Annotated in this window: 16 protein-coding genes, 1 rRNA gene and 3 pseudogenes; 11 read left to right on the forward strand and 9 right to left on the reverse strand. The window is 60.6% G+C overall.

What is annotated here, in order from left to right; genetic code table 11:
- Positions 1-19: 19 nt before the first annotated feature.
- A complete protein-coding gene (locus NJC40_RS02175; RefSeq protein ID WP_253140659.1) occupies positions 20-1,465 on the reverse strand; it encodes an ATPase domain-containing protein in 1,446 nt (481 codons plus the stop codon).
- A 426-nt stretch (positions 1,466-1,891) separates the two neighbouring features.
- Here NJC40_RS02175 and NJC40_RS02180 point away from each other — a divergent pair, with 426 nt between their 5' ends.
- Positions 1,892-3,295, forward strand: a complete 1,404-nt coding sequence (locus NJC40_RS02180) for a sensor domain-containing diguanylate cyclase (protein ID WP_253140660.1) — start codon at positions 1,892-1,894, stop codon at positions 3,293-3,295.
- Positions 3,296-3,310: 15 nt separating this feature from the next.
- Here the strand turns inward: NJC40_RS02180 and NJC40_RS02185 are convergent, their stop codons facing one another.
- Together NJC40_RS02185 and NJC40_RS02190 are read right to left on the reverse strand one after the other, a co-directional pair.
- On the reverse strand, positions 3,311-4,174 hold the full coding sequence (locus NJC40_RS02185) for a methyl-accepting chemotaxis protein (protein WP_492180545.1): 864 nt from the start codon (positions 4,172-4,174) through the stop codon (positions 3,311-3,313).
- A gap of 42 nt (positions 4,175-4,216) precedes the next feature.
- Positions 4,217-5,014: pseudogene (locus NJC40_RS02190) on the reverse strand (MCP four helix bundle domain-containing protein); the annotation flags it as partial.
- A gap of 149 nt (positions 5,015-5,163) precedes the next feature.
- Here NJC40_RS02190 and NJC40_RS02195 point away from each other — a divergent pair.
- Together NJC40_RS02195 and pcsA are read left to right on the forward strand one after the other, a co-directional pair.
- Positions 5,164-7,155: a metallophosphoesterase family protein gene (locus NJC40_RS02195; RefSeq protein WP_253140662.1), complete on the forward strand. Its 1,992-nt coding sequence runs from the start codon at positions 5,164-5,166 to the stop codon at positions 7,153-7,155.
- Between the two features lie 74 nt (positions 7,156-7,229).
- Positions 7,230-7,949: a phosphatidylcholine synthase gene (gene pcsA / locus NJC40_RS02200; protein WP_045483461.1), complete on the forward strand. Its 720-nt coding sequence runs from the start codon at positions 7,230-7,232 to the stop codon at positions 7,947-7,949.
- Here pcsA and NJC40_RS02205 read toward each other — a convergent pair.
- Positions 7,939-9,132 (reverse strand): sugar transporter, encoded by a 1,194-nt coding sequence (locus tag NJC40_RS02205; protein WP_253140663.1) that lies wholly within the window; start codon positions 9,130-9,132, stop codon positions 7,939-7,941. The genes pcsA and NJC40_RS02205 overlap by 11 nt on opposite strands.
- A gap of 318 nt (positions 9,133-9,450) precedes the next feature.
- Between NJC40_RS02205 and NJC40_RS02210 the strand changes: the two genes are divergently transcribed.
- Positions 9,451-9,876, forward strand: coding sequence for a universal stress protein (locus tag NJC40_RS02210; RefSeq protein ID WP_253140664.1), 426 nt, complete (start codon positions 9,451-9,453; stop codon positions 9,874-9,876).
- On the opposite strand, the gene NJC40_RS02215 is transcribed toward NJC40_RS02210, so the two are convergent.
- Positions 9,873-10,244: a zinc ribbon domain-containing protein YjdM gene (locus NJC40_RS02215; protein ID WP_253117698.1), complete on the reverse strand. Its 372-nt coding sequence runs from the start codon at positions 10,242-10,244 to the stop codon at positions 9,873-9,875. The two genes, NJC40_RS02210 and NJC40_RS02215, sit on opposite strands and share 4 nt — an antisense overlap.
- 119 nt (positions 10,245-10,363) lie before the next feature.
- Between NJC40_RS02215 and NJC40_RS02220 the strand changes: the two genes are divergently transcribed.
- The 3 genes and pseudogenes from NJC40_RS02220 to NJC40_RS02230 form a co-directional block, all read left to right on the forward strand.
- On the forward strand, positions 10,364-11,041 hold the full coding sequence (locus NJC40_RS02220; RefSeq protein WP_253140665.1) for an HD domain-containing protein: 678 nt from the start codon (positions 10,364-10,366) through the stop codon (positions 11,039-11,041).
- A gap of 203 nt (positions 11,042-11,244) precedes the next feature.
- Positions 11,245-11,907, forward strand: a pseudogene (locus NJC40_RS02225) (MCP four helix bundle domain-containing protein); the annotation flags it as partial.
- A 315-nt stretch (positions 11,908-12,222) separates the two neighbouring features.
- A pseudogene (locus NJC40_RS02230) lies at positions 12,223-12,813 on the forward strand (methyl-accepting chemotaxis protein); the annotation flags it as partial.
- A gap of 157 nt (positions 12,814-12,970) precedes the next feature.
- Here the strand turns inward: NJC40_RS02230 and can are convergent.
- Entirely contained in the window at positions 12,971-13,609 is a 639-nt protein-coding gene (can, locus tag NJC40_RS02235) for a carbonate dehydratase (RefSeq protein WP_253117703.1), read from the reverse strand.
- A gap of 136 nt (positions 13,610-13,745) precedes the next feature.
- On the opposite strand from can, the gene NJC40_RS02240 reads away from it, so the two are divergent.
- On the forward strand, positions 13,746-14,150 hold the full coding sequence (locus NJC40_RS02240) for a serine kinase/phosphatase (protein ID WP_253140666.1): 405 nt from the start codon (positions 13,746-13,748) through the stop codon (positions 14,148-14,150).
- Here the strand turns inward: NJC40_RS02240 and rimI are convergent, their stop codons facing one another.
- A complete protein-coding gene (gene rimI, locus NJC40_RS02245) occupies positions 14,151-14,603 on the reverse strand; it encodes a ribosomal protein S18-alanine N-acetyltransferase (RefSeq protein ID WP_253117706.1) in 453 nt (150 codons plus the stop codon).
- On the reverse strand, positions 14,596-15,411 hold the full coding sequence (locus tag NJC40_RS02250; protein WP_253140677.1) for an energy transducer TonB: 816 nt from the start codon (positions 15,409-15,411) through the stop codon (positions 14,596-14,598). Before NJC40_RS02250 ends, rimI begins: the two co-directional genes overlap by 8 nt.
- A 200-nt stretch (positions 15,412-15,611) precedes the next feature.
- On the opposite strand from NJC40_RS02250, the gene mksB reads away from it, so the two are divergent.
- From mksB to mksF, 3 genes are read left to right on the forward strand one after another with little or no spacing between them, the layout of a single operon-like run.
- A complete protein-coding gene (gene mksB / locus NJC40_RS02255) occupies positions 15,612-16,889 on the forward strand; it encodes an Mks condensin complex protein MksB (protein ID WP_045483483.1) in 1,278 nt (425 codons plus the stop codon).
- Positions 16,879-17,586 carry an Mks condensin complex protein MksE gene (gene mksE / locus NJC40_RS02260; RefSeq protein WP_045483486.1) on the forward strand — a complete coding sequence of 236 codons (708 nt, stop codon included), beginning with the start codon at positions 16,879-16,881 and terminating at the stop codon, positions 17,584-17,586. The genes mksB and mksE overlap by 11 nt, the downstream gene beginning before the upstream one ends.
- Entirely contained in the window at positions 17,583-20,414 is a 2,832-nt protein-coding gene (gene mksF / locus NJC40_RS02265) for an Mks condensin complex protein MksF (RefSeq protein ID WP_253140667.1), read from the forward strand. Before mksE ends, mksF begins: the two co-directional genes overlap by 4 nt.
- 187 nt (positions 20,415-20,601) lie before the next feature.
- On the opposite strand, the gene rrf is transcribed toward mksF, so the two are convergent.
- Positions 20,602-20,717, reverse strand: a 5S ribosomal RNA gene (gene rrf, locus NJC40_RS02270).
- Between the last annotated feature and the right edge of the window lie 32 nt (positions 20,718-20,749).

Consider the following 20,749-nt stretch of genomic DNA (forward strand, 5'->3'; position numbering starts at 1 on the left):
GCCCACCCTGCTCAATGAGTCATGGGCGAGATGACGGTTGTGAATCTGCACCGTTGTCGTCGTTGAATACATGAGAAAAAGCCTTGCGAACGTCTATGCCCTGATTACCTATCACCAGCTCGAGAAGCGCAGGATCATAAGCACTGTCCCTAACTTTAAGGATGGACAGGTGCCGTTTAAGTTCAGCGTCTGATTCTGCGAATCTGACCAGCAGCAGGTTATCGACAATTCCGGACAGATCCGAAGCCGGGGCATCGACCACTTCACCCAGGATACTGCGCACCTCCCAGGAAGCGATCACGGTGACATTGCGGCTGCGCAGCTCTCCCATCAATGCCGTGTACAGATCGAGAATCCGCGATCGGTCTGCTGCCGTTCTGGCCATGCCACCAAGGCTGTCGATGAACACCCGGCGGATGGATTTCTGCTCGACCATGCGCAGCAGTTCGAGAGCCAGCTTGTCGATCTTTTCCGTGGTGACCGAACGCCAGAGCAGTGTCAGTGCACCCTCAGCCTCCAGCGACGCGAAATCACGTCCCAGCGCTTTGGCTTTCAGCCGCAGGCGCTGGGGAGACTCGTAGAAACCGAAGTGCAGCCCCGGCTCTGCTACCGTGGACTCGGCCAGGAAATTGATGCCTATAGAGGTCTTGCCCGAGCCGGAAGGCCCCATGATCAGCGAGACCGAGGAGGACACCAGGCCACCGCCGATGAGCGGGTCAAGCGAAGCCAGGCCACTGGGCACCAGCCCCAGCGTGGCGCTATCACGCATGGCTGAATGGGTCACGGTGCTCTCAAGGCGCGGATAGACCACCAGGCCGTCATCGGTGATCTCGCACTCATGATCGCCGGCCAATGCCGCACTGCCGCGAGTCTTGCGCATCTTGATGCGGCGTACCAGCCGCGAGCCGAGCTGTTCTTCACCCAGTTCGAGCACGCCATCGACCATGGTGTGCTCCGGGCTGCCATCGTCGAGTTGCGAGCTGGTCAGGAAGAATACCGTGCAGCCGGCAAAGGCGGCATGGCCCTGCAATTCGGAAATGAAACGCTTGGTATTGAGTGGCGAGTCGGCCTTGGAGCGGGCGTTGAGCAGGCCGTCGAGAATCATCACCGTCGATTTTTGCCGCGAGATTTCCCGCCGCAGCAGCTTCACGACTTCATCCAGACCTTCGTTTTCCATGGTGTCGAAGGCGCTGATGAACTGAATCTCTTCGCCGATCCGGTCTTTGTCGAAAAAGCTCAGGGTCGAAAGGAACTGGAACAAACGCTCGTGAGGTTCGGCCAGCAGGGTCGCGAACAACACGCGCCCGCCGTCGCGCACGTGGTTGAAGCCAATCTGATTGGCCAGGATCGTCTTGCCCGATCCCGGGCGCCCCTGGATGATGTAGGAGGATCCTGAAACGAAGCCTCCCTTCAGCAGCTCATCAAGCCCTTCAATTCCGCTCTGAAGGCGTTTTAGCTGGTTCAAGATCTCTTTCTCCCGGTATTCGGCAACGCCGGCATGCTCGTTCAGAACACGCTCAAGTGACGCATTCTGGCTCTGTTATAAAAGCTTCTCAACCCTGAGCTCTTGTGATCTTTCAAGTCCGTGGTCGGGAACGACCTTTGATCTGGACAACAAACCGATTGAAACGATCTTGAACGGTTACAGAAAATCCATGTCGGGCCGCAACTCAGGGTGACAGGGCACTTTAACGACCACTGATCGATGGCCGGCGGCCTGAGCCGTCTTCACACGGTGAAATAGCTCAATGCCATCAAGCAATTATTGGAGGCTGTCATGCACGGGCGGTAGGATAAGCCCTGGCAGCCATTAGTCAGCCGGTCATTTTTGACCGCAGGTCTTCAAGGAAAGGGGGCACTGCCATTTTTCAACCGGTTTTCAGGTGTCCCCATGCTAAACCCCACATTGACCCGCTGGGTGGCTACACAGCACAGCCGTCAGTTGATCCTGCGCCTGCTCCCGGCGATTGCGGCGCTGGCGCTGTTAATCGGCCTGGGTGCTTATTTGCTGATCAAAAACGCCCTGAGCCAGGATGCCGATGTCCAGCAGCGCTCGCGGATATTCATTGCCCGCACCCTCGATCAGGTGCGCAATGAAGTGGGCCGCAACATCATCAACTACAGCAAGTGGGGCGAGGCCTATAAGAACCTGCACCTGAAAGTGGACAAGGTCTGGGCCGATGACCAGCGTAATGTCGGCGACATTCCGTTCGACCTGTATGGCTACAACGCGGTGCTGGTGGTCAACCCGCAGGACCAGACCGTCTATTCAGTGATTGATGGCAAGGCGTCCAACGTACAGGCCAGCCAGTGGCTGCAAGGCGACCTGGCCGCGCTGCTGGCCGATGCGCGGGCCGCTGACAAGGAAGAAGGCAGTATCGTGCGGGCCATGCAGGTGGGCGATACCCCGGCGCTGGTGGCGGCAGCCACTATCACGCCGGGCTGGGACCCGGCGATCCAGGCCACTGCCGGGCCGCCGTCAGTGATGATTTTCGCGACCCTGCTTGATCGCGACGAGCTGGCACATCTGAGCGAAACCTATGGTTTGCCCGCCATGACTCTGGCAGCCAGTGCGCAGCCCGGTCAGGAATCGATGCGCCTGCCGGACTCAACGCTGCTGTTGCACTGGACACCACCCCATCCGGGTATGGACCTGCTGCGCCAGACCCTGCCGCTGTTCATCGCGGCGGTGCTGGCCCTGATCGGTGTGCTGACGGTGCTGTTACGCCATGCCCTGGCTTCGGCACGGCAGATTGATGCACAGTTCGAGGCACTGCTGCGCAGTCAGGCCGAAGCCCGGCACCTGTCCCAACATGATTTTCTGACCGGCCTGCCCAATCGTTATCAACTGACCCGCCACCTTGGTGATCTGCTGGAGCAGACGCCTGCTCGCCCGCTGGCCTTGCTGTATCTGGATCTGGACCGTTTCAAGCCGGTCAACGACGCGCTGGGCCATGCTGCTGGCGATCAGGTGCTGCAGGAAGTCGCGCATCGTTTGCAAGCGCAACTGGGCGAGCAAGCCATGGCAGCGCGACTGGGTGGGGACGAGTTCGTGGTTGTGCTGCAGGGCAATCCGGCAGCTGCCAGCCTCGATCAACTGTGCGCACGCCTGATAGGCACACTCAGCCAGCCGATCAGGGTACAGGAGCGCGACGTGCTGATCGGCGCCAGCATCGGCATCGCTTTGGCCCCGCAACAGGCGCATACCGTCAGCGAACTGCTGCGCCTGGGCGACCAGGCGCTGTACCAGGCCAAAACCGCCGGGCGCAACACCTGGCGGGTCTACACCCCATAGCCTATGGCCTGTCGTTCAAAGCCGGAACTTGCCCACCAGGCCATTGAACGACACGGCCAGGCGCGACAGTTCCTGACTTGAAGCGCTGGTCTGATTGGCACCTGCGGCGGTCTGGGTCGACAGGTCCTGGATATTGACCAGGTTACGGTCCACCTCACGAGCCACATGGGCCTGCTGTTCGGATGCCGTCGCAATCAACAGATTGCGATCGTTGATTTGCGCGATGCTCTGCGCGATGCGCTCCAGTGACTGACCGGTGGCCTGGGCCAGGGTCTGGGTCTCGCTGGCCAGGCTGCGACTGTTGCCCATGGCCCGCACGGCCTGGTCAGCGCTGCTCTGCACCGAGCCGATCATGGCTTCGATTTCACCAGTGGACGCCTGGGTACGCGCGGCCAGGGCGCGGACTTCGTCGGCGACCACCGCAAAACCGCGCCCCTGCTCGCCGGCACGGGCCGCTTCAATGGCCGCGTTGAGGGCCAGCAGGTTGGTCTGTTCGGCGATGCCGCGAATCACGTCCAGCACCTTGCCGATCTCGCGCACCTGACCGGCCAGCTCTTCGACCTGGGTGGTGGAGCTGGAAATCTCGGCACTGACCGTATCGATGGCCTTGACCGCGTTGCGGGCCTGGTCGCGGCCACTGGCTGCTTCGTCACTGGTGAGCTTGGAGGCATCGGAGGTCGACATGGCATTGCGGGCCACCTCTTCGACGGCGGCGGTCATTTCGGTCACCGCGGTTGCCGCCAGCTGAATTTCATCGTTCTGGCGGGTCAGGCCGCGGCTGCTTTCTTCTGTGACGGCATTGAGTTCTTCAGCGGCGGAAGCCAGTTGGTCGGCTGCGCTGGCAATCTGCTGGATGGTGCCTTTCAGACCGTTTTGCATATCGCCCAGGGCCGCGAGCAGCTGACCGGCTTCGTCACGCCGGGTGCTGACAATGGGCTGGGTCAGGTCGCCACTGGCGACCCGTTGGGCACTGATCACAGCGCTGGAAATCGGTGCGCTGATGATCCGGCTGATGAATAGACCAAGAGCGAACGCGGCGATAAAGGCGATGGCGATACCGATATACAGGGTCAGCTTGGCCGAAGCCTCTTGCTGGGTGGCATCAGCCGCACCTTCACCGATCTGGCGGTTGTTCGATTCGACCATGATGGTCAATTCGTCGATGACTTTGACATAAGCACGGTGTACATCGGCATCGATGAACGCGCGGGCGGCTGCCAGGTCACCCGAACCGAGCAGGGTCACAGCGCGATCAACCAACGCCTGATAGGCCGGCCAGTCCTGCTCCATCTTGTCCCCGGCTGCGCGCTCGTCGTCGGCCAGCGGCGTGGTGCGATACTGGGCAAAGGCTTTTTCAGCTGCACTACGGCTTTCACGCATCTTGCTGATGATTTCATCGCGAGCGCTTTGCGGCGCATCGGATGCATAGGCGGATACCAGGCGATACAAGTCGCGGCTCTGGGTGACAGCGCTGGTCTTGGTTTCGGCGGTCTTGGCCACCGAGATGAGGTTATTGGTGAACACCAGGCGCAGACTGTCGGACAGTTCGCCGATACCCCGGCTGCCTATCAGGCCCACCACAAGAGTAATCACGGCGCACAGCGCAAAGGACAGCAGCAGCTTGGTCGAGAGTTTCGCATCGTAGAACCAATTCATACGCAGAGCCTTCCAGAGATCATCAGGGTTGAACCAGGCACGGTTTGCCAAACGTGTGTTCATGACGCTATCGGCCACATTCGATCAGCGTTGAGGGATGGACGAAGGTTTTTCTGCCGTACGGTCATCGGCGCAGAGGCTGGCGGTCGAGGAAATTTTCACACTGGCCGGGTTACCATGGCCGCCCATTCTGTAGAGAGCCATAAACCCGGATGTGCGCTGCAATCAATGCAACCTCTGCGTTACCCAGTGTTCTTGCAGGCCCGATCCTGCGTCGTCAGGAGAGCAATCGGCTGGTGTTGTGGCTGGTCGGTTCACGGCCGCTTGCACCAACCCTGCGGCTGATATTCAACGATGCTCAGGGCCAGCGGCAGCAGCACGACTATGCGCTGAACGACAAGCAGTGCCAGGTGATCGCCATTGGTCGCCATGCTTTCGTGCACCTGATTGACCTGCAACTCGACAACCCGCTGCCGTGCGACGTGCAGATCGACTATGACCTGCTGCTCGACGAAGCACAGGCCTCGATAGCGAACTGGGCGCCGCATTTGCTGTATGCCGGTGCCGCGCTGCCGAACTTCGTGATTCGCAGCAGGATCGATCACATGCTGCATGGCTCGTGCCGCAAACCGCATCATCCGGCCGCCGAAGGGCTGCTGTGTGCCGACCGTTTGCTGGCCGCCGGGCCCAGGCCGCAGGAGCGCCCGGCACTGCTGATGATGAGCGGCGATCAGGTCTACGCCGACGACGTCGCAGGTCCCATGCTGCGTGCCATTCATGCCCTGATCCGGCGCCTGGAGTTGTTCGACGAACAGCTTGAGGGCGCGGTGGTTGACGACAGTATCAAGCTCTACGACCACCCGGCCAGCTATTACCGCCGCGCCGAGCTGCTACCGGCCCTCAAGAGCAACGAAACCCTGCGCGAACGCTTTTTTGGCGGGGTCAACAAGCCGGTGTTCACCAGCAGCAATGCCGATAACCATCTGGTGACCCTGGCCGAGATCATGGCCATGTACCTGCTGGTCTGGTCGCCGGTGCCCTGGACACTGATCGACATCAGCGCGCCGCAACTCGATGAGCAGCGCCGCGAGCGTTATCGATATGAACAGGAACTGGTCGAGAGTTTCAGGCAAGGCCTGCAAGGTAGCGCACGGGTCATGGCTCATTTGCAGTGCCTGATGATCTTCGATGACCACGATGTCACTGACGACTGGAACCTGTCGGCCAGTTGGGAGGAAACTGCCTATGGCCACCCGTTTTCACGGCGCATCATCGGCAATGCGCTGGTCGGCTATCTGTTGTGTCAGGGTTGGGGCAATAACCCGGACGTCTTTACCGAGGCCACCGAACAGTTCCATGCCCTGAGCTGCCGCGCCATGAATAACGACGGCATGCTCGATAACCAGACGCTGGACGCGCTGATCGACAGTTTGCTGCGCTTTGAGCAATGGCATTACGTGTTGCCCACCGAGCCGGCGCTGGTGGTGCTCGACACCCGCACCCGGCGCTGGCGCAGCGAGTCGAATCTGGCTCAGCCTTCCGGGCTGCTCGATTGGGAGGCGCTGTGCGAGCTGCAGCAGGAGTTGATCGACCACAAGAGCGCGATCATCGTGTCACCGGCTCCGGTGTTCGGGGTCAAGCTGATCGAGGCCATCCAGCGAATTTTCAGCTGGTGCGGTTACCCGTTGCTGGTCGATGCGGAAAACTGGATGGCCCACCGCGGCGCAGCCCAGGTGATCCTGAATATCTTTCGGCATTCACGCACGCCGGGCAATTACGTGATTCTGTCCGGCGACGTGCACTACTCGTTTGTCTACGAAATCCTGATCCGTCATCGCAAGGGCGCGCCGCATATCTGGCAGATCACCAGCAGCGGGATCAAAAATGAATTCCCGCAGCGTCTGCTGGCTATATTCGACCGGCTCAACCGCTGGCTATACTCACCGCGTTCCCCACTGAACTGGTTCACCAAGCGGCGCTTGATGAAGGTCATTCCGCGCACGCCGGAACACAGCAAGGCCGGCGAACGGTTGTGGAACTCGGCAGGCCTCGGCCAGGTGTTCTTCAATGAGCAAGGGCAACCTACCCTGATCAACCAGCTCAATGCCGACGGCACCCCGCCGACCCGCTTCATGGAGCCGGATCAGGACCAGAAAGGTCTGGACCGTAGTTGGTTCAATGAACCCGGGCAAAGTCAGCGCTGAACCTTATGGCGCTTGGCCCGGTCGATAGCTCACTGGCCAGGGACTCCCTGGCATGGCTTCCTGGAGAACAGCAAGTGATATCCAACCCACGTATCGCCAGGCTCAATGCCTGGGGCGCCCACGGTTTCACTGCCACCGGCGTGGTTCTGGCGTTTCTGGCCACCATTGCACTGTTCGAGAATCAGCCCAAGGCCTGCCTGTTATGGCTGGGCGTGGCGCTGATCGTGGACGGCGTGGACGGCTCGCTGGCGCGCAAGCTCAATACCAGTTCGGTGCTGCCGCATTTCGACGGCTCTACCCTGGATCTGGTGATCGACTACCTGACCTACGTGTTTATCCCGGCGCTGTTCATCTACTGGTATATCCCGCTGCCCGATTACACCAAACTGCTGAGCACCTCGATCATCCTGGTGTCATCGCTGTTCTGCTTTTGCAATGTCGACATGAAAAGCAAGGACAACTACTTCCAGGGCTTTCCAGCCGCCTGGAACGTGGTCGCGCTGTGCCTGTTCATCCTGCCGATATCACCTTGGGCAACCTTCCTGACCATCGTCGCGCTGGCACTGCTGACTGTGACCCGGGTGAAGTTCCTGCACCCGTTCCGGGTGCGTCGCTTCATGCCGGTCAATATTGCCGTGACCACGGTATGGCTGGTGTGCAGCGGCTGGCTGATCATGACCCATCCCCATGAAAGCGCAGTGGTGATGGGGATATGGCTGCTGATGTCGGCTTATTTCCTGGGCGTGTGTATCTGGCGCACCTCGCTGGAATGGCTGGGGCGGCTCAAGGGCTAGCCTGCGGGTCCGGTTGCCTGGCGAAGCGGTAAGTGGCCGTACAACACAGCAACAACCCGACGCCAGCCAGTAGCCCGCCGACGATGCCAACATTGGCCACGCCCAACTGGCTGCTGACCACACTGCCCAGCAGCGCCCCACCACCGATGCCGATATTGAAGATGCCGGAAAACAGCGACATCGCCACATCGGTGGCATCCGGCGCCAGGTTCAGCACCCGAGCCTGCTGGAGCAGGCCGAAACACATCATCGCCACGCCCCACACCACGCCCAGTGCCGTAATCGCCGCGGTACTGCCCGATACCGGCAGCAAGAGCAGCAGGCACAGCGCAAGAACACTGATGGTGCCGATCAGCAGGCCATTGGGAAAGCGGCTGCTGAACAGGCTGAAGATGACCGAACCGATGACTCCGGCCCCACCGAACACCAAGAGCAACAACGTAGTCATTGCACCTGACAGGTGGGCGACGGTCTGGGTAAAAGGTTCGATGTAGGTGTAGGCAGTAAAATGCGCCGTGACCACCATTGCGGTCAGCACATACAGCACGACCAGACGTGGACGCTTGAACAGCATCGGCAAGCTGCGCAACGAGCCGGAGTTCTGGCTGGGCAACAATGGCAAGGCGCGCCAGATCAGCAATAGCGTCAGACCCGACACGCCTGCAATGACCAGAAATGTGGTGCGCCAGCCTAGCGCCTCGCCGAGCATGCGCCCCAACGGAATCCCCAGCACCATGGCCAGCGAAGTACCGGTGGCCAGCAAGCCCAGCGCCTGCACTTGCTTGCCTGGCGGCGCAACGCGGACTGCCAGCGATGCGGTGATCGACCAGAACACCGCATGGGCAAAGGCGATCCCGACCCGGCTGACCAGCAACATGCCAAAGCTGCTGGCAACGGCCGATACCAAGTGACTGAAGACAAATAACCCGAAGAGCGCAATCAATAGCTTGCGCCGCTCGATATTTCGGGTAAGCAGCATCATCGGCAGCGACATCAGCGACACCACCCAGGCGTAGATGGTCACCATCAGGCCGACTTGGGCAGGCGTCATAGCGAAGCTGTCGCCGATATTGCTCAACAGGCCGATGGGCACAAACTCAGTGGTGTTGAAGATAAAAGCTGCCAGCGCCAGCGCGATTACGCCAAGCCAGCTACCGCCATGAGCAGTCGTGATTGTATTCATCAGGGATAGGCAACGCTCGATCAAAACGGCCAGGCACTGCGCCCGACACCATTACGTACAGTCCATACCCCTACAACCAGGCAAGAAAAAACGCCACGCAGCACACCGCGCTCATGGCCTGCGCCAGAACGAAGCATGGAGGGGCGGATTCTTGTGGGTATGGAACAACAGCGGACAGCGCAAAGTCTACGTGCGCACAGGCATCATCACAACCGGCTCATCAATTGCGTTCGCCACAATGCATAGTTGCAGGTGACGGCATTTACCGACCGTGCGCCAGGCGGTCAGACTGCCCGCAGTCGAACGCTGGGAGTCTGCATGTTCACCACCATTCTGGTTGCCCTCGATGGCAGCGCGCAAAGCCTCAAGGTTCTTGAACTGGCCAGTTCGCTGACCGGTCCCGACACCACGCTGCATCTGGTGTGTGTAGTCGACCCGGCCTATGCGCTGGACAATCCTGACGATGCCTTTGAGCAGCAACAGTACCCCGCCGCTGCCGCTGAGCAGCATCACGCGCAAGACTTGATCGAGCAGGCCCGGCAACGGCTGGGCCTGGCCTGTGTGCGCACCACGTTGAGTGGCGAACCGGCCGAGGCCATTTGCGCCGAGGCACGACGCATCGGCAGCGACCTGATTGTCATCGGCCACCGCCACCTGTCATTTCTCGCACGGTTGCTTGACCCGTCGGTGGGCAGCAAGGTGCTCGACGCCGCGCCCTGCCCGGTGCTGGTCGAGGTTCGTTAGGCCTTTTTGACGAACTCGGACTTGAGCTTCATCGCGCCGATACCGTCGATCTTGCAGTCGATGTCGTGGTCACCCTCGACCAGGCGGATATTCTTGACCTTGGTGCCGACCTTGACCACCAGCGACGAGCCCTTGACCTTGAGGTCTTTGATCACCGTAACGGTGTCGCCGTCCTGCAGCACATTGCCGGTGGCGTCCTTGATGACTTTGACATCGTCAGCATCACCCGCATCACCCTCGGCAGACCATTCATGGGCGCACTCCGGGCAGATCAGCAGGCTGCCATCTTCGTAGGTGTATTCGGAGTTGCATTTCGGGCAGGACGGTAAGCTCACAGCAGTTCTCGCATCAAAGGGTGGAAAAACCATGAAGTATAAAGGGTTTTTACCGCCTTCGGGAAAAGCACGGCCTTTTGCCGCACCGGTCTTGCACTGCACCACGGCCTGGCGGCAAGCTAGAGCGCGGATCCGATCGCAGGAGCGCCGTGATGCCTGACCATCTTTTCGAGCCTTTCCAGGACCTGGCCAGCCTGTTACTGCCGCATACCCGTGCAGGCCGCAGCGACGCGGCCCATGATCTCTCACATCTGTTGCGGGTCTGGCGCAACGTCTGCGCGATTCGCAATCATGAAGGCGGCGACCCGCACATTCTGGTGGCAGCCACCTTGCTGCACGATTGTGTCGAGGTGGAGAAAAACTCGCCGTTTCGCAGCAGCGCCTCGCGTCTGGCGGCGGCCAGAGCCAGTGAACTGTTGACCGAAAAAGGCTGGGACGAGCAGCGTGTCGCGGCCGTCGCCCATGTGATCGAAGCCCACAGCTTTTCTGCCGGCATTGCGCCACAGACCCTGGAAGCGCAGATACTGCAAGACGCCGACCGCCTCGATGCGCTGGGCATGGTCGGCGTGGCGCGGATGTTTCACGTCTCAGGCCGGCTGGGCAGCCGCCTCTACGATCCCTTCGACCCGCAGGCCGGGCAGCGGCCCCTGGACGATCAGCAGTTCGCCATTGATCACTTTCAAACCAAGCTGCTGCATTTGGCCAAAGGCTTCCAGACCGCCACCGGGGCCCGAATGGCCAATGTTCGTCATGCCCGGATGCAGCGCTTCCTTGAGGAACTGCTCGAAGAGATCGGCGCACAACCGCCCGTCGCAAAATCAGATTTTTGACGTCAAACAAAGACTTAGTGCTATCGATGTCACAAAGACATCATCAAACAGCCTTATAAACGGACAGCTCTACAAATCCGCTGATAGGGGTCTGCACTGTGAAAAAATTCCTGGCTCGTGTATTTCGTCGCTCCTCGAAGACGACGTTGCTGCGCCGTTTCAGGATTACCCCCAGGCTGGTGCTGTGCCTGGGTTTTTCGTCGGTGCTGACCGTCGCCCTCGGCGCGTTTTGCCTGCTGCAGATGCAGGCCATCCGTAATCAGGGCGAAGCGGTGCAAAGCGGCTCTCTGCCCAGTATTGCCATGGCCGACGCGCTGGCCATTGCACTGGTCAAACTGCGCGCCGAATCGGCACGGCTGGTGGCCAATGCCGACGATCCCGGTGCGGTGATCAACAGCAAGATCAATGTCGAGCAGCTCAGGAACGAGGTCGAAAAGGGCTTCGAAGAGTATCTGGCACATGCCACGGCAGTGGCCGAACGGGACTCGATCAAGGCCCTGCAAGACGCTTACAAGGCGTTCATGCCCGCCCTGCACGACCAGATGGCGCTGATTGAGCAACGTAACCTGCCCCAGGCGCGAATGCTGGCCGACACGACCCTGGCGATCCAGGGCGACCTGATGGACATGCAGGTGCAACTGCTGCGGGAGCTCAACCGCCAGAGCGCGGCGGTGGCGGTGCAGATTGCCGATGAAAGCTACGCCCAGACGCGCATCATCGCCCTAGTGGCGATTGCCGGCGTGCTGCTTTTGACCTTGCTGCTGGCCTGGCGCCTGAGCGTCAGTATCATCCAGCCCATGCGTGATGCGTTGCATATCGCTAATACCATTGCCGAGGGCGACCTGACCGAACACGATATCGCCCCCGGCACCGACGAGCCGGCGCAACTGCTCCATACGCTGGAACGCATGCGCAGTAACCTGCACAGCACCATTGACCAGATTTACGCCGCAGCCGGTCAGTTGTCCGAGGCGGTACAGGAAATGGGCAGCATTGCCGAAGCCAGCGCCAGCAACCTCAAGCTGCAGAACACCGAGATCGAACAGGCTGCGGTGGCAATCAACCAAATGAGCCAGGCGGCGGTCGAGGTGGCCGATAACGCCAGCACTACCGTGAACGAGTCGCAAGCCTCCAGCCAGGCGGCGGCTCAGGGGCAGGAACGGTTGTCGGCGACCATCGTGTCGATCAAGGACCTGACCGACAACGTGCTGGACTCCTCACATCAGGCAGAAGGTCTGGCCGAACAGACCCAGAGCATCAGCAGTATTCTGGATGTGATCCGTGCGATCGCCAACCAGACCAACCTGCTGGCCCTCAACGCCGCCATTGAAGCGGCGCGGGCCGGCGAGGCCGGGCGCGGATTTGCCGTAGTGGCCGATGAAGTGCGCTCACTGGCGCAACGTACCAGCGCATCGACCACCGAGATCGAAGACCTGATCAGCGGTGTACAGAAAAGCACTCAGGACACCGCCAACTCACTGCGCCATACCGCTACCCAGGCCAACCAGACCCTGGAACAGGCGGCCGCCACCGGTGAGGCACTGACAGTAATCATCAGTTCGACCACCACCATCAACGGTCGCAACCTGCAGATTGCCAGCGCAGCCGAACAGCAGGCCCAGGTGGCCAATGAAGTGGACCGCAACCTCAACAGCATCCGCGACCTGTCGACCCAGACCGCTTCAGGGGCCAGACAGACAACCGTGGCCAGCAACGAGTTGTCGATGCTGGCCAATGATCTGAATAGCATGGTGCAGCGGTTCGTGTTGTAACGGTACGGGTCAGGCGCCAGCGATGTGTTGTCTGGCCTGGCCCCCTCACAACCAAGACGGAGCGCTGTTCGGTCGCTCCCACCTCAATCCTGACTTGAAATACGGTGGGAATGAGCTCGCTCGTGAAGGCTTTGGGAGCCGCTTTAGCCGCAAACGGTCAAAGCGGGCGCAGGCGGTACTGTGGCGGCAACTGGTCCATGCCGCTGACCGTCGCATTGAGGCTCTTCCAGCGGCCGTCCTTGATCCCGTAGATGCAGCCATGCACCGACAGGCTCTGGCCGCGGTGCCAGGCATTCTGCACGATGGTCGTGTGGCTGACGTTGGCCACCTGCTGGATCACATTGAGCTCACACAGACGGTCGACGCGCTCTTCTTCGGTCGCCAGCTTGCTCAGCGCTTCGCGGTTCTCGTAGTACAGGTCACGGATCGAGCGCAGCCAGCCGTCGATAAGCCCGTACTGCTGGTCCTGCATCGAGGCGCGTACGCCGCCGCAGCCGTAGTGACCGGTGACCAGAATGTGTTTGACCTTCAGGACATCCACTGCGTACTGGATGACCGACAGGCAGTTCAGGTCGGTGTGCAGGACCACGTTGGCCACGTTGCGGTGCACGAATAGATCGCCCGGCAGCATGCCGACGATCTCGTTGGCCGGCACCCGGGCATCGGAGCAGCCGATCCACAGGTATTCGGGAGTCTGCTGGCGAGCCAGCTTGGCAAAGAAGTCAGGGTCTTCCTGCTTGATTGCCTCGGCCCAGCGTTCGTTGTTGTCGATCAATTCTTGTAGTGCGTAGGTCACGGCTCGATACCTCAGAGATGATGCTCAAGGTTTGACTGGCGCAATCGACGCCGGGTCACGGCACCGGTCGATTGGAAGGAATCTTCTACCCGCGGGCCGGTCCACCCTGCATACCCCGCATCAAGAGGATTGTGCCATGAGCGAGCAACGCCGACCGTTTCACGCCGAACAACCGGAGCCCATCGACGACATTCAGGACCGCATGGGCTCATTGGAAACCCTCGACTTCGATGACGACGACACGGCACGTATTGGCGACGAACTGCCCGGGGCAGAGCGGCAGCAGGCGCTTCCCGAGCGCCGGGTACGTGAAGCGGGCCTGACCGGGGCCTCGACCACTGATCATCACCCGACCGACGATGACCTGGCGCCAGAGGTGTTGATCCGCGAAGATGGCGCCCGGTCGCCAGCGGAGCCCGGTGCAGACCGCCCCGCCGACTTTGAACTGAGCGTAGCTGACCAGGCCGACATCGGCGCCGGCCACGGGCTGGATGAAGAGGAGCTGGCAAATCTGGACCCGCTCGACGGCAAGCGCGAGTGATCAGTCCAGCAAGGTGCAGGCCATGACCACCGCGTCTTCACGCCCGTCAGCAGACGGGTAGTAGTCGCGACGACGACCGACCTCGTTGAACCCGTATTGCTCATAGAGCCGGTAAGCGGGTCGGTTGCTGTCGCGCAACTCCAGAAAGCACTCTCTGCCGTTGAGCTGGTAAGCGCGCTTCATCAGATGATCGAGCAGCCGGTAGCCCAGGCCACGACCCTGGTTTTCCGGCTTGACCGTGATGTTGAGCAGATGCGCTTCATCAATGATGACCTGAATGACGCCATGGCCAACCTGTTGTGCACCGTCGAACATCAGCCAGACTTCATAGGACTTGAGGGCATCGAGGAAGATGCCACGGGTCCAGGGATGACTGAACGCTGCGTATTCGATCTTCAATACCGCATCCAGGTCCGCCTCGGTCATGCGGCGAAAGGTAATTGCATCACTCATTGATCGTATTCCAGCGCGTCATCAGACGCCGCATTGCCTGCCAGACGTCAGCCTTGCGCTGCGGCTCGTCCATCAACAATTCAAGGCTTGGCAGCGCCCAGGCCGAGCCCAGGCCTTCGACCTGAAGCTCACGATAAAACGCCTCGCCATCGGCCTCACCGGCAAAACGCACCGCTGGCAAGCCAATCAGCCACAGACAGGTGCAAGGCTGGTCTTCCAGCCGTGCGGCGACGAACCCCTGAACGAAATCCCGCGCCGCTTCCGGGCCCTGGTCCATTTGCCCCCGTACCAGCAACGGCCAGCGTACCGGCTCGCCAATGATTTGCGGGCTGTCGGGCAAGCCGGCCGCACGCAGCATGTCCTTGAGCAGCAGATAGGATGGGTCGCGGCTCTGGAACGGCTGGCCGGTGGATAACTCGACCAATAGCAGGCAATGCCCGGCGCGCAATAATTGCAGGGCAAAACGCGGTGGTGGAACCACTGGAGCCCTGGGCGCTGGGGCAGACTCGACGTCATCCTTGCTGGCCAGCGGTTTGGGCGAGGCTTTAGGAGCTGACGATGAGGGTCGCGGGACTTCAATCTTCGGCCGCTCGGACGGCTGGCGGGCCTGGGGCGCTGTTACGGGTACAGCGTTGTCCGATACTGCAGCATTTGGCGCCCTTACCGGTGCCGCAGCCGGCTCTGGCTCAGGCTGCCACCCCAGCAGCTGCGGCCGCGAAGGCGCGGCGAAAGGCAGTTCGGTGCGCGGCAGCCAGCTCACCACTTGCATGGCGCTCAGATAGTCGCGACGACGAGACTCGTTCAGCAAAAGATCGGCCACTTGTGGATAAGTCAGGCGCGCAAGTTTAGGGACTCTGGAAGTTTACTGCCAGTGCTGTTCCACCCACCGTTCATCCGCTTGGCCGCAGATTGCCGTGTTCCGGCGCAAGGTTGATCTGCCGGGGTGAAACCTTGCAGTGTTGATGCAGTACAATCGGCGCCTTTCATTTGCCAACGGTCGAGCTTTTCATGATCGAACCCAAGCGAGTCCTGCGCGCCCTGGCCGAACACTGGTCGCTGCTCGAGCCTCTTTGCGAGCATTTCGACCAGGGCACCATGAGCCTGAGCGAGTTGCGCCAGCAACTGGCAGGCCAGCAGCAGGAAAGCACCCCGCAAGATATTACCCACCTGCTGGACGTCTGGATTCGCCTGGACATCCTGGTGCCGGTCGCCAAAAGCCCGAACCGCTTCGAACTCAACGCACAGATTCATGACTTCATGTCTTACCTGCGCCGCGAGCACCGGTTGGGCCTGTGCCTGGAGATCGAAGCCTACTTGCGCCACCTGGAACGCCTGGCCGGACACATCCAGGATGCTTTCGACATCCGCGATGCCAACGACCTGGCTCGCCAGTTGCGGCTGCTCGACATGCGCGTGCGCGACGTGCTGAAAAAGCTCGGTAACGACGAGCAGGCACTGGTGGCCGTGGCCGAGCGGGCCAAGACCAGCGACCGGCAGATTCCGCTGCGTCAGCGCTATGCCGAGGTACTGGCGACCTGGGACGAATACGTCGAGCCGATGATCCAGCTGGTCGCGGCCGATGGCGCGTTCGAACAGGGCGTGCGCAAGGTCGAGAAGGTGCTGTTGCGCCTGCTCACCGAACAGCAACGCCTCGGCCATCTGGTGGACGACGACATGCTGCTGCGCACCCATGCGCGCATTCTGGAGATGCAGACCAACGCGCAACTGACTCTGCGCCATGCCCGCGAACTGCTACTGCCGCTGCGCGAAGAAGCGCGTCGGCACAATGCGGTGACCCGTGGCGCCGCGCTGGCCCTGGCGGCCATCCGGCGTAAAGGTATCGATGCCGTACCGCAGGCGGCCATGCCGATGTTTACCCGGCCGCAGAGCACCTTTCTCGGCAGTGCCAGCCAGGTTGAAGCCTATGTTTATGCCTTGGCACGCTTCGAACCCAAACCTGCGAAGTTTCCCAAGGCCAGCAGCACCCGCAAGGGTGAACCACCTCGGGCACCGCGAACGGTCAAGGAAATGCTGGAGCGCTGTGAAAGCGCCCTGCCGTTGCCGGACCTGATGAACTGGCTGCTGGAACAGGAGCCCGATGGCGCAACCGACGAACTGCTGTACTGGTTCTCCCGCCTGTCGCGCGACAAACGCTTTGCACGCCAGCGCCTGGAGCGCCGCGAGTATTTCACCCAGGAGCATCGCGTCAGCCTGCGCTCCTTCGCCCTGCTGTCTGCCAACGGCGAGCAGCCAGAGAATTCCGAGAGCGTCACTCATGCATCTTGATCTGTCTGAAATGTCCCAACTGGCTCCGATCTTTCGCGAGCTGTTCAAGGGTTACCACATCAGCCGCCGCGACCCGGAGCTGTATGCCCAGTTGTCCAATGCTCAGGACCAGTACCGCACGCTGTTCAAGGCGCTGGGCTTCGAGCTGGTCTGCGACACTCGCGGCTTCTATTACTTCGTGCCTGAACAGGCTGCCGCGCAGGTCAACAAGACCGCCCAGCGTCTGGCGCTGTTCACCTTCATTCTGGTCGAGCATCTGGCCGACCAGGGCCGCGACCCGATGAACGTGCTCGATGGCGGCAGCCTGGGCCGTGATGAACTGCCTTCGTTGCTGGACAAGTACCGCGACCTGTTTCTGCAGGCCGAAGTACAGACCCAGGAAGAACTTGAAGAAAAGATCATGCGGCGCATGACGCAACTGGGTTTTGCCAACGAAGAACTGGGCATCTATCGCTTCCTGCCGCCGATGCACCGCTTCCTCGATGTGTGCCTGTCGGTGCAGCAAGACCGCGACCTGGCCGCCACGCTGCATAGCGACCTGCCGCTGCCGACGCCGATCCTGGTCGACGATGACAGTGACGAGAAGCTGCTGCACACCGACGACCCACTGGACCTTGCTCCGTTTGATGAGCAGGAAACCGAGGAGCAGGCGCTGGCCCGCGCCATTGCCGAAGAACAACAGGAGATCAATGCATGAGCCAGGAACGCTACGGCATCCGCCGCTTTGCCCTGCTCAATACGGCAGGCTACAGCCTGGGGCTGTTCCCGCTGGAACATCCGCTGTCGGTCTATGGCGCCAATAACCTGGGCAAAAGTGCGTCGATCAACGCGTTGCAGTTCCCGATTCTGGCGCGCATGTCAGACATGAGTTTCGGCCGCTACAACCTGGAACAATCGCGGCGCTTCTACTTTGCCTCGGACACCAGTTACATTTTGGTCGAAGTATCACTGCCCCATGGACCGCATGTGATCGGCGTGGTCGGTCGCGGCCCGGGCGGCGGCTTCGGTCACCAGTTCTTCGCCTATGCCGGCAGCCTCGACCTGGCCCATTACCAGAAAAACGACACCTGCCTGCGTCAGAAAGAGCTGTTCAACAACCTTGAAAGCCATGGGCTGAAAGCCTACGAACTCAAGCCTGACGAGCTGCGCCGGCTATTGGTCGGCGGTCATACGTCGATTCCGCTGGACCTGACCCTGATTCCGCTGCGCTCGACCAGCGAACAGAGCCTGAAGACCTTCCGCGCCCTGTTCATCAACCTGCTGCACATGCGCGAGATCACTGCGGCGAAACTCAAGCAGTTGTTCCTCGATGCGTTCGAGCACAGCCTGCGCTCCGGCAACGTGGACTATATCGCCGCCTGTGAAGAAGCCTTCCGCGATGTACGACGCATGGAGCAGGACTATAACTCGCTGGTCCAGGCCGGCCCGCTGGTCGAGGCCCTGGCCAATGGCGTGCGTCAGCGTGATGCACTGCGCGGCAAGCTGCATCGCCTGTCGCCGCTGCTCGACTCGCTGCTCGGCACCTGGTCGGATTATTCCGGGGCACGCAAGGAAGAACTGGTCATCCAGGCAGAGCACTACCGTGCCCAGCAAGACATCATGCAGAACGACCAGCGCAACAGCACTCAGGAACTGATGCGGCTGGAACGTGAGATCAGCAGCATCCAGCGCTGGCTGGGTGAGTTGTCAGTTCTCAAGAACCGCTTCGCACTGGTCGAGGACGCCAAGGTGCTGGAGCAGCAGTTGCTCGCAGCCAAGGATGCCCACGACGAACTGGCCGGCGCCCTGGCGCAGTCGCGACAGTTCAGCGCCGAGGATCTGGAAGAGCGACTGAGGGATCTGGAAAAACGCCTCAAGTCGGTCAGGCAGCAACTTGACCATGCTGACAACAACAGTTATGCGCGTCTGCGTGAAGAGTTCTCGCAACCGGATGTCGAACGCTTGATGCGTCTTTTCAATGGCGCGCTGTTCAGCCTGCCGCTCGGCGAGCAAGGCATCGCCATAGACGACGGTGATGTATGGGTCAAATCGCTGGAAGCCTTGCTTGATGGCTTCAAGGGCGAGCAATTCGAAGTACCGGGCCTGTCGATCAACTTGTCGAGCATCGAGCCACCGGCCTTGCAAGCGCTGGCCGACCGCGCTGCATTGCGTGATCAGAAAGACCGCCTGGAAAAAGAACTCAAGCAACTCAAGACCCAGCAATCCGTGGCAGCCGACCGCACCGCCAGCAAGAGTCAGACCGAAGCCCTATATCAGCAGGTCCTTGATGCACAAAAGGCTCTGGAAGATTTCCGCCGCAGCCAGACCCTGAGCGCTGAAGAACCGGGCAAGCTCGAAGAACTGGCGCAGATGGAAGCCGCTCAGGACGAGCTTAAGCGCTCCAGCGACGCCTTTACCGAACGTGTCCAGCAGTTGTCGGCCAAGCTGCAACTGGTGGCACGCCAGATCGGCGATCTGGAGGCCAAGCAACGCACACTCGATGACGCGCTGCGTCGCCGGCAGTTGCTACCAGCCGACTTGCCGCTGGGCACCCCGTTCATGGAAGCGGTCGACGACTCCATGGACAACCTGTTGCCACTGCTCAACGACTATCAAGACAGCTGGCAGGCACTGCTGCGCTGTGACGGTCAGATCGATGCGCTGTATGCCCAGGTGCGCCTGAAGGGCGTGGCCAAGTTCGACAGTGAAGAAGACGTCGAACGTCGTCTGCAGTTGTTGATCAATGCTTATGCCCACCGTAGCGACGAAGCCCTGACGCTGGGCAAGGCGCGCCGGGCGGCTGTTACCGATATTGCCCGGACCCTGCGCAATATCCGTAGCGACTACGAGAGCCTGGAACACCAGTTGGCACTGTTCAACCGCGAGATCAACCGCCGACAGGTTTCCAACCTGGCAAGCTTCCGGATCGTGCTGGCACCGAACAAGGAGGCGCTCAAGCACATCGACCAGATTATCCACAGCGCCGGCCAGTACGAAGAAGGCGAGACCCTGTCGGTATTCGACCTGAGTCAGAGTGCCGAGCAGGATCACAAGAACGAAGAGGCCAAGGAGTATCTGGCGCGGCTAGTGGCAGCGAACCATAACCAGCTGGGCCTGAAGGACCTGTTTGAACTGGCGTTCGAGATCACCAAGGTCAACGGCCAGCCGGTAATCCACACCGACATCGACGGTGCGGCCTCGAACGGCACGACCATGACCATCAAGGCACTGACCAACATGTACTTGTTGCTGCACTTGATGGACCGCGACCTGGCTGGCCGGGTGCGGCTGCCTTACTACCTGGATGAAGCAGCAGATATCGACGAGAAGAACCAGTCGGCACTGCTGGAAACCAGCCAGCAACTGGGCTTTGTACCGATTCTGGCGAGTGTGAAGCCTCAGGTATCAGCGCATGTGGCCATTGACCTGGAAGGCGGTAGCGGACCGCATGGTATCTACATCGATGAGGCAGACTGGAAGTACATTCAACGCCGTGAAGAGCCTGTGAAGGCTGAAGCGGTGGTGGAAGCAGAAGAAGCGCTCTGAGTTCAGAGTGTTGCCGGGACCGCCCTTCGGGGCGGTCTTTTTTTGCCTGTAGGAGCCGCCGGGCGACGATCCGTTCCAGCCACAAACAGCTTCGCGAGCAAGCTCGCTCTCCCATGCATACGGCATGTTTTCCGCGCGCAAAAGCAAAACCCCCGATCGCAGAGCGATCAGGGGTTCTGTGTTTGAATCTTGACGATGACCTACTCTCACATGGGGAAGCCCCACACTACCATCGGCGATGTATCGTTTCACTACTGAGTTCGGGATGGGATCAGGTGGTTCCAACACTCTATGGTCGTCAAGAAATTCGGTAGCCAGTGCGTTTTCACACGCTG

It is taken from the genome of Pseudomonas sp. 21LCFQ02 (assembly GCF_024129895.2).
In the GTDB taxonomy this organism is placed as follows: Bacteria; Pseudomonadota; Gammaproteobacteria; order Pseudomonadales; family Pseudomonadaceae; genus Aquipseudomonas.

Coding starts and splice junctions, on each gene's coding strand:
- NJC40_RS02205 (WP_253140663.1), bottom strand. CDS start 9,132: ATGAATACAATCACGACTGCTCATGGCGGTAGCTGGCTTGGCGTAATC.
- mksF (WP_253140667.1), top strand. CDS start 17,583: ATGAGCCAGGAACGCTACGGCATCCGCCGCTTTGCCCTGCTCAATACG.
- rimI (WP_253117706.1), bottom strand. CDS start 14,603: ATGAGTGATGCAATTACCTTTCGCCGCATGACCGAGGCGGACCTGGAT.
- NJC40_RS02210 (WP_253140664.1), top strand. CDS start 9,451: ATGTTCACCACCATTCTGGTTGCCCTCGATGGCAGCGCGCAAAGCCTC.
- NJC40_RS02220 (WP_253140665.1), top strand. CDS start 10,364: ATGCCTGACCATCTTTTCGAGCCTTTCCAGGACCTGGCCAGCCTGTTA.
- NJC40_RS02180 (WP_253140660.1), top strand. CDS start 1,892: ATGCTAAACCCCACATTGACCCGCTGGGTGGCTACACAGCACAGCCGT.
- NJC40_RS02215 (WP_253117698.1), bottom strand. CDS start 10,244: ATGGTTTTTCCACCCTTTGATGCGAGAACTGCTGTGAGCTTACCGTCC.
- NJC40_RS02240 (WP_253140666.1), top strand. CDS start 13,746: ATGAGCGAGCAACGCCGACCGTTTCACGCCGAACAACCGGAGCCCATC.
- mksB (WP_045483483.1), top strand. CDS start 15,612: ATGATCGAACCCAAGCGAGTCCTGCGCGCCCTGGCCGAACACTGGTCG.
- NJC40_RS02195 (WP_253140662.1), top strand. CDS start 5,164: ATGTGCGCTGCAATCAATGCAACCTCTGCGTTACCCAGTGTTCTTGCA.
- mksE (WP_045483486.1), top strand. CDS start 16,879: ATGCATCTTGATCTGTCTGAAATGTCCCAACTGGCTCCGATCTTTCGC.
- NJC40_RS02185 (WP_492180545.1), bottom strand. CDS start 4,174: ATGCAAAACGGTCTGAAAGGCACCATCCAGCAGATTGCCAGCGCAGCC.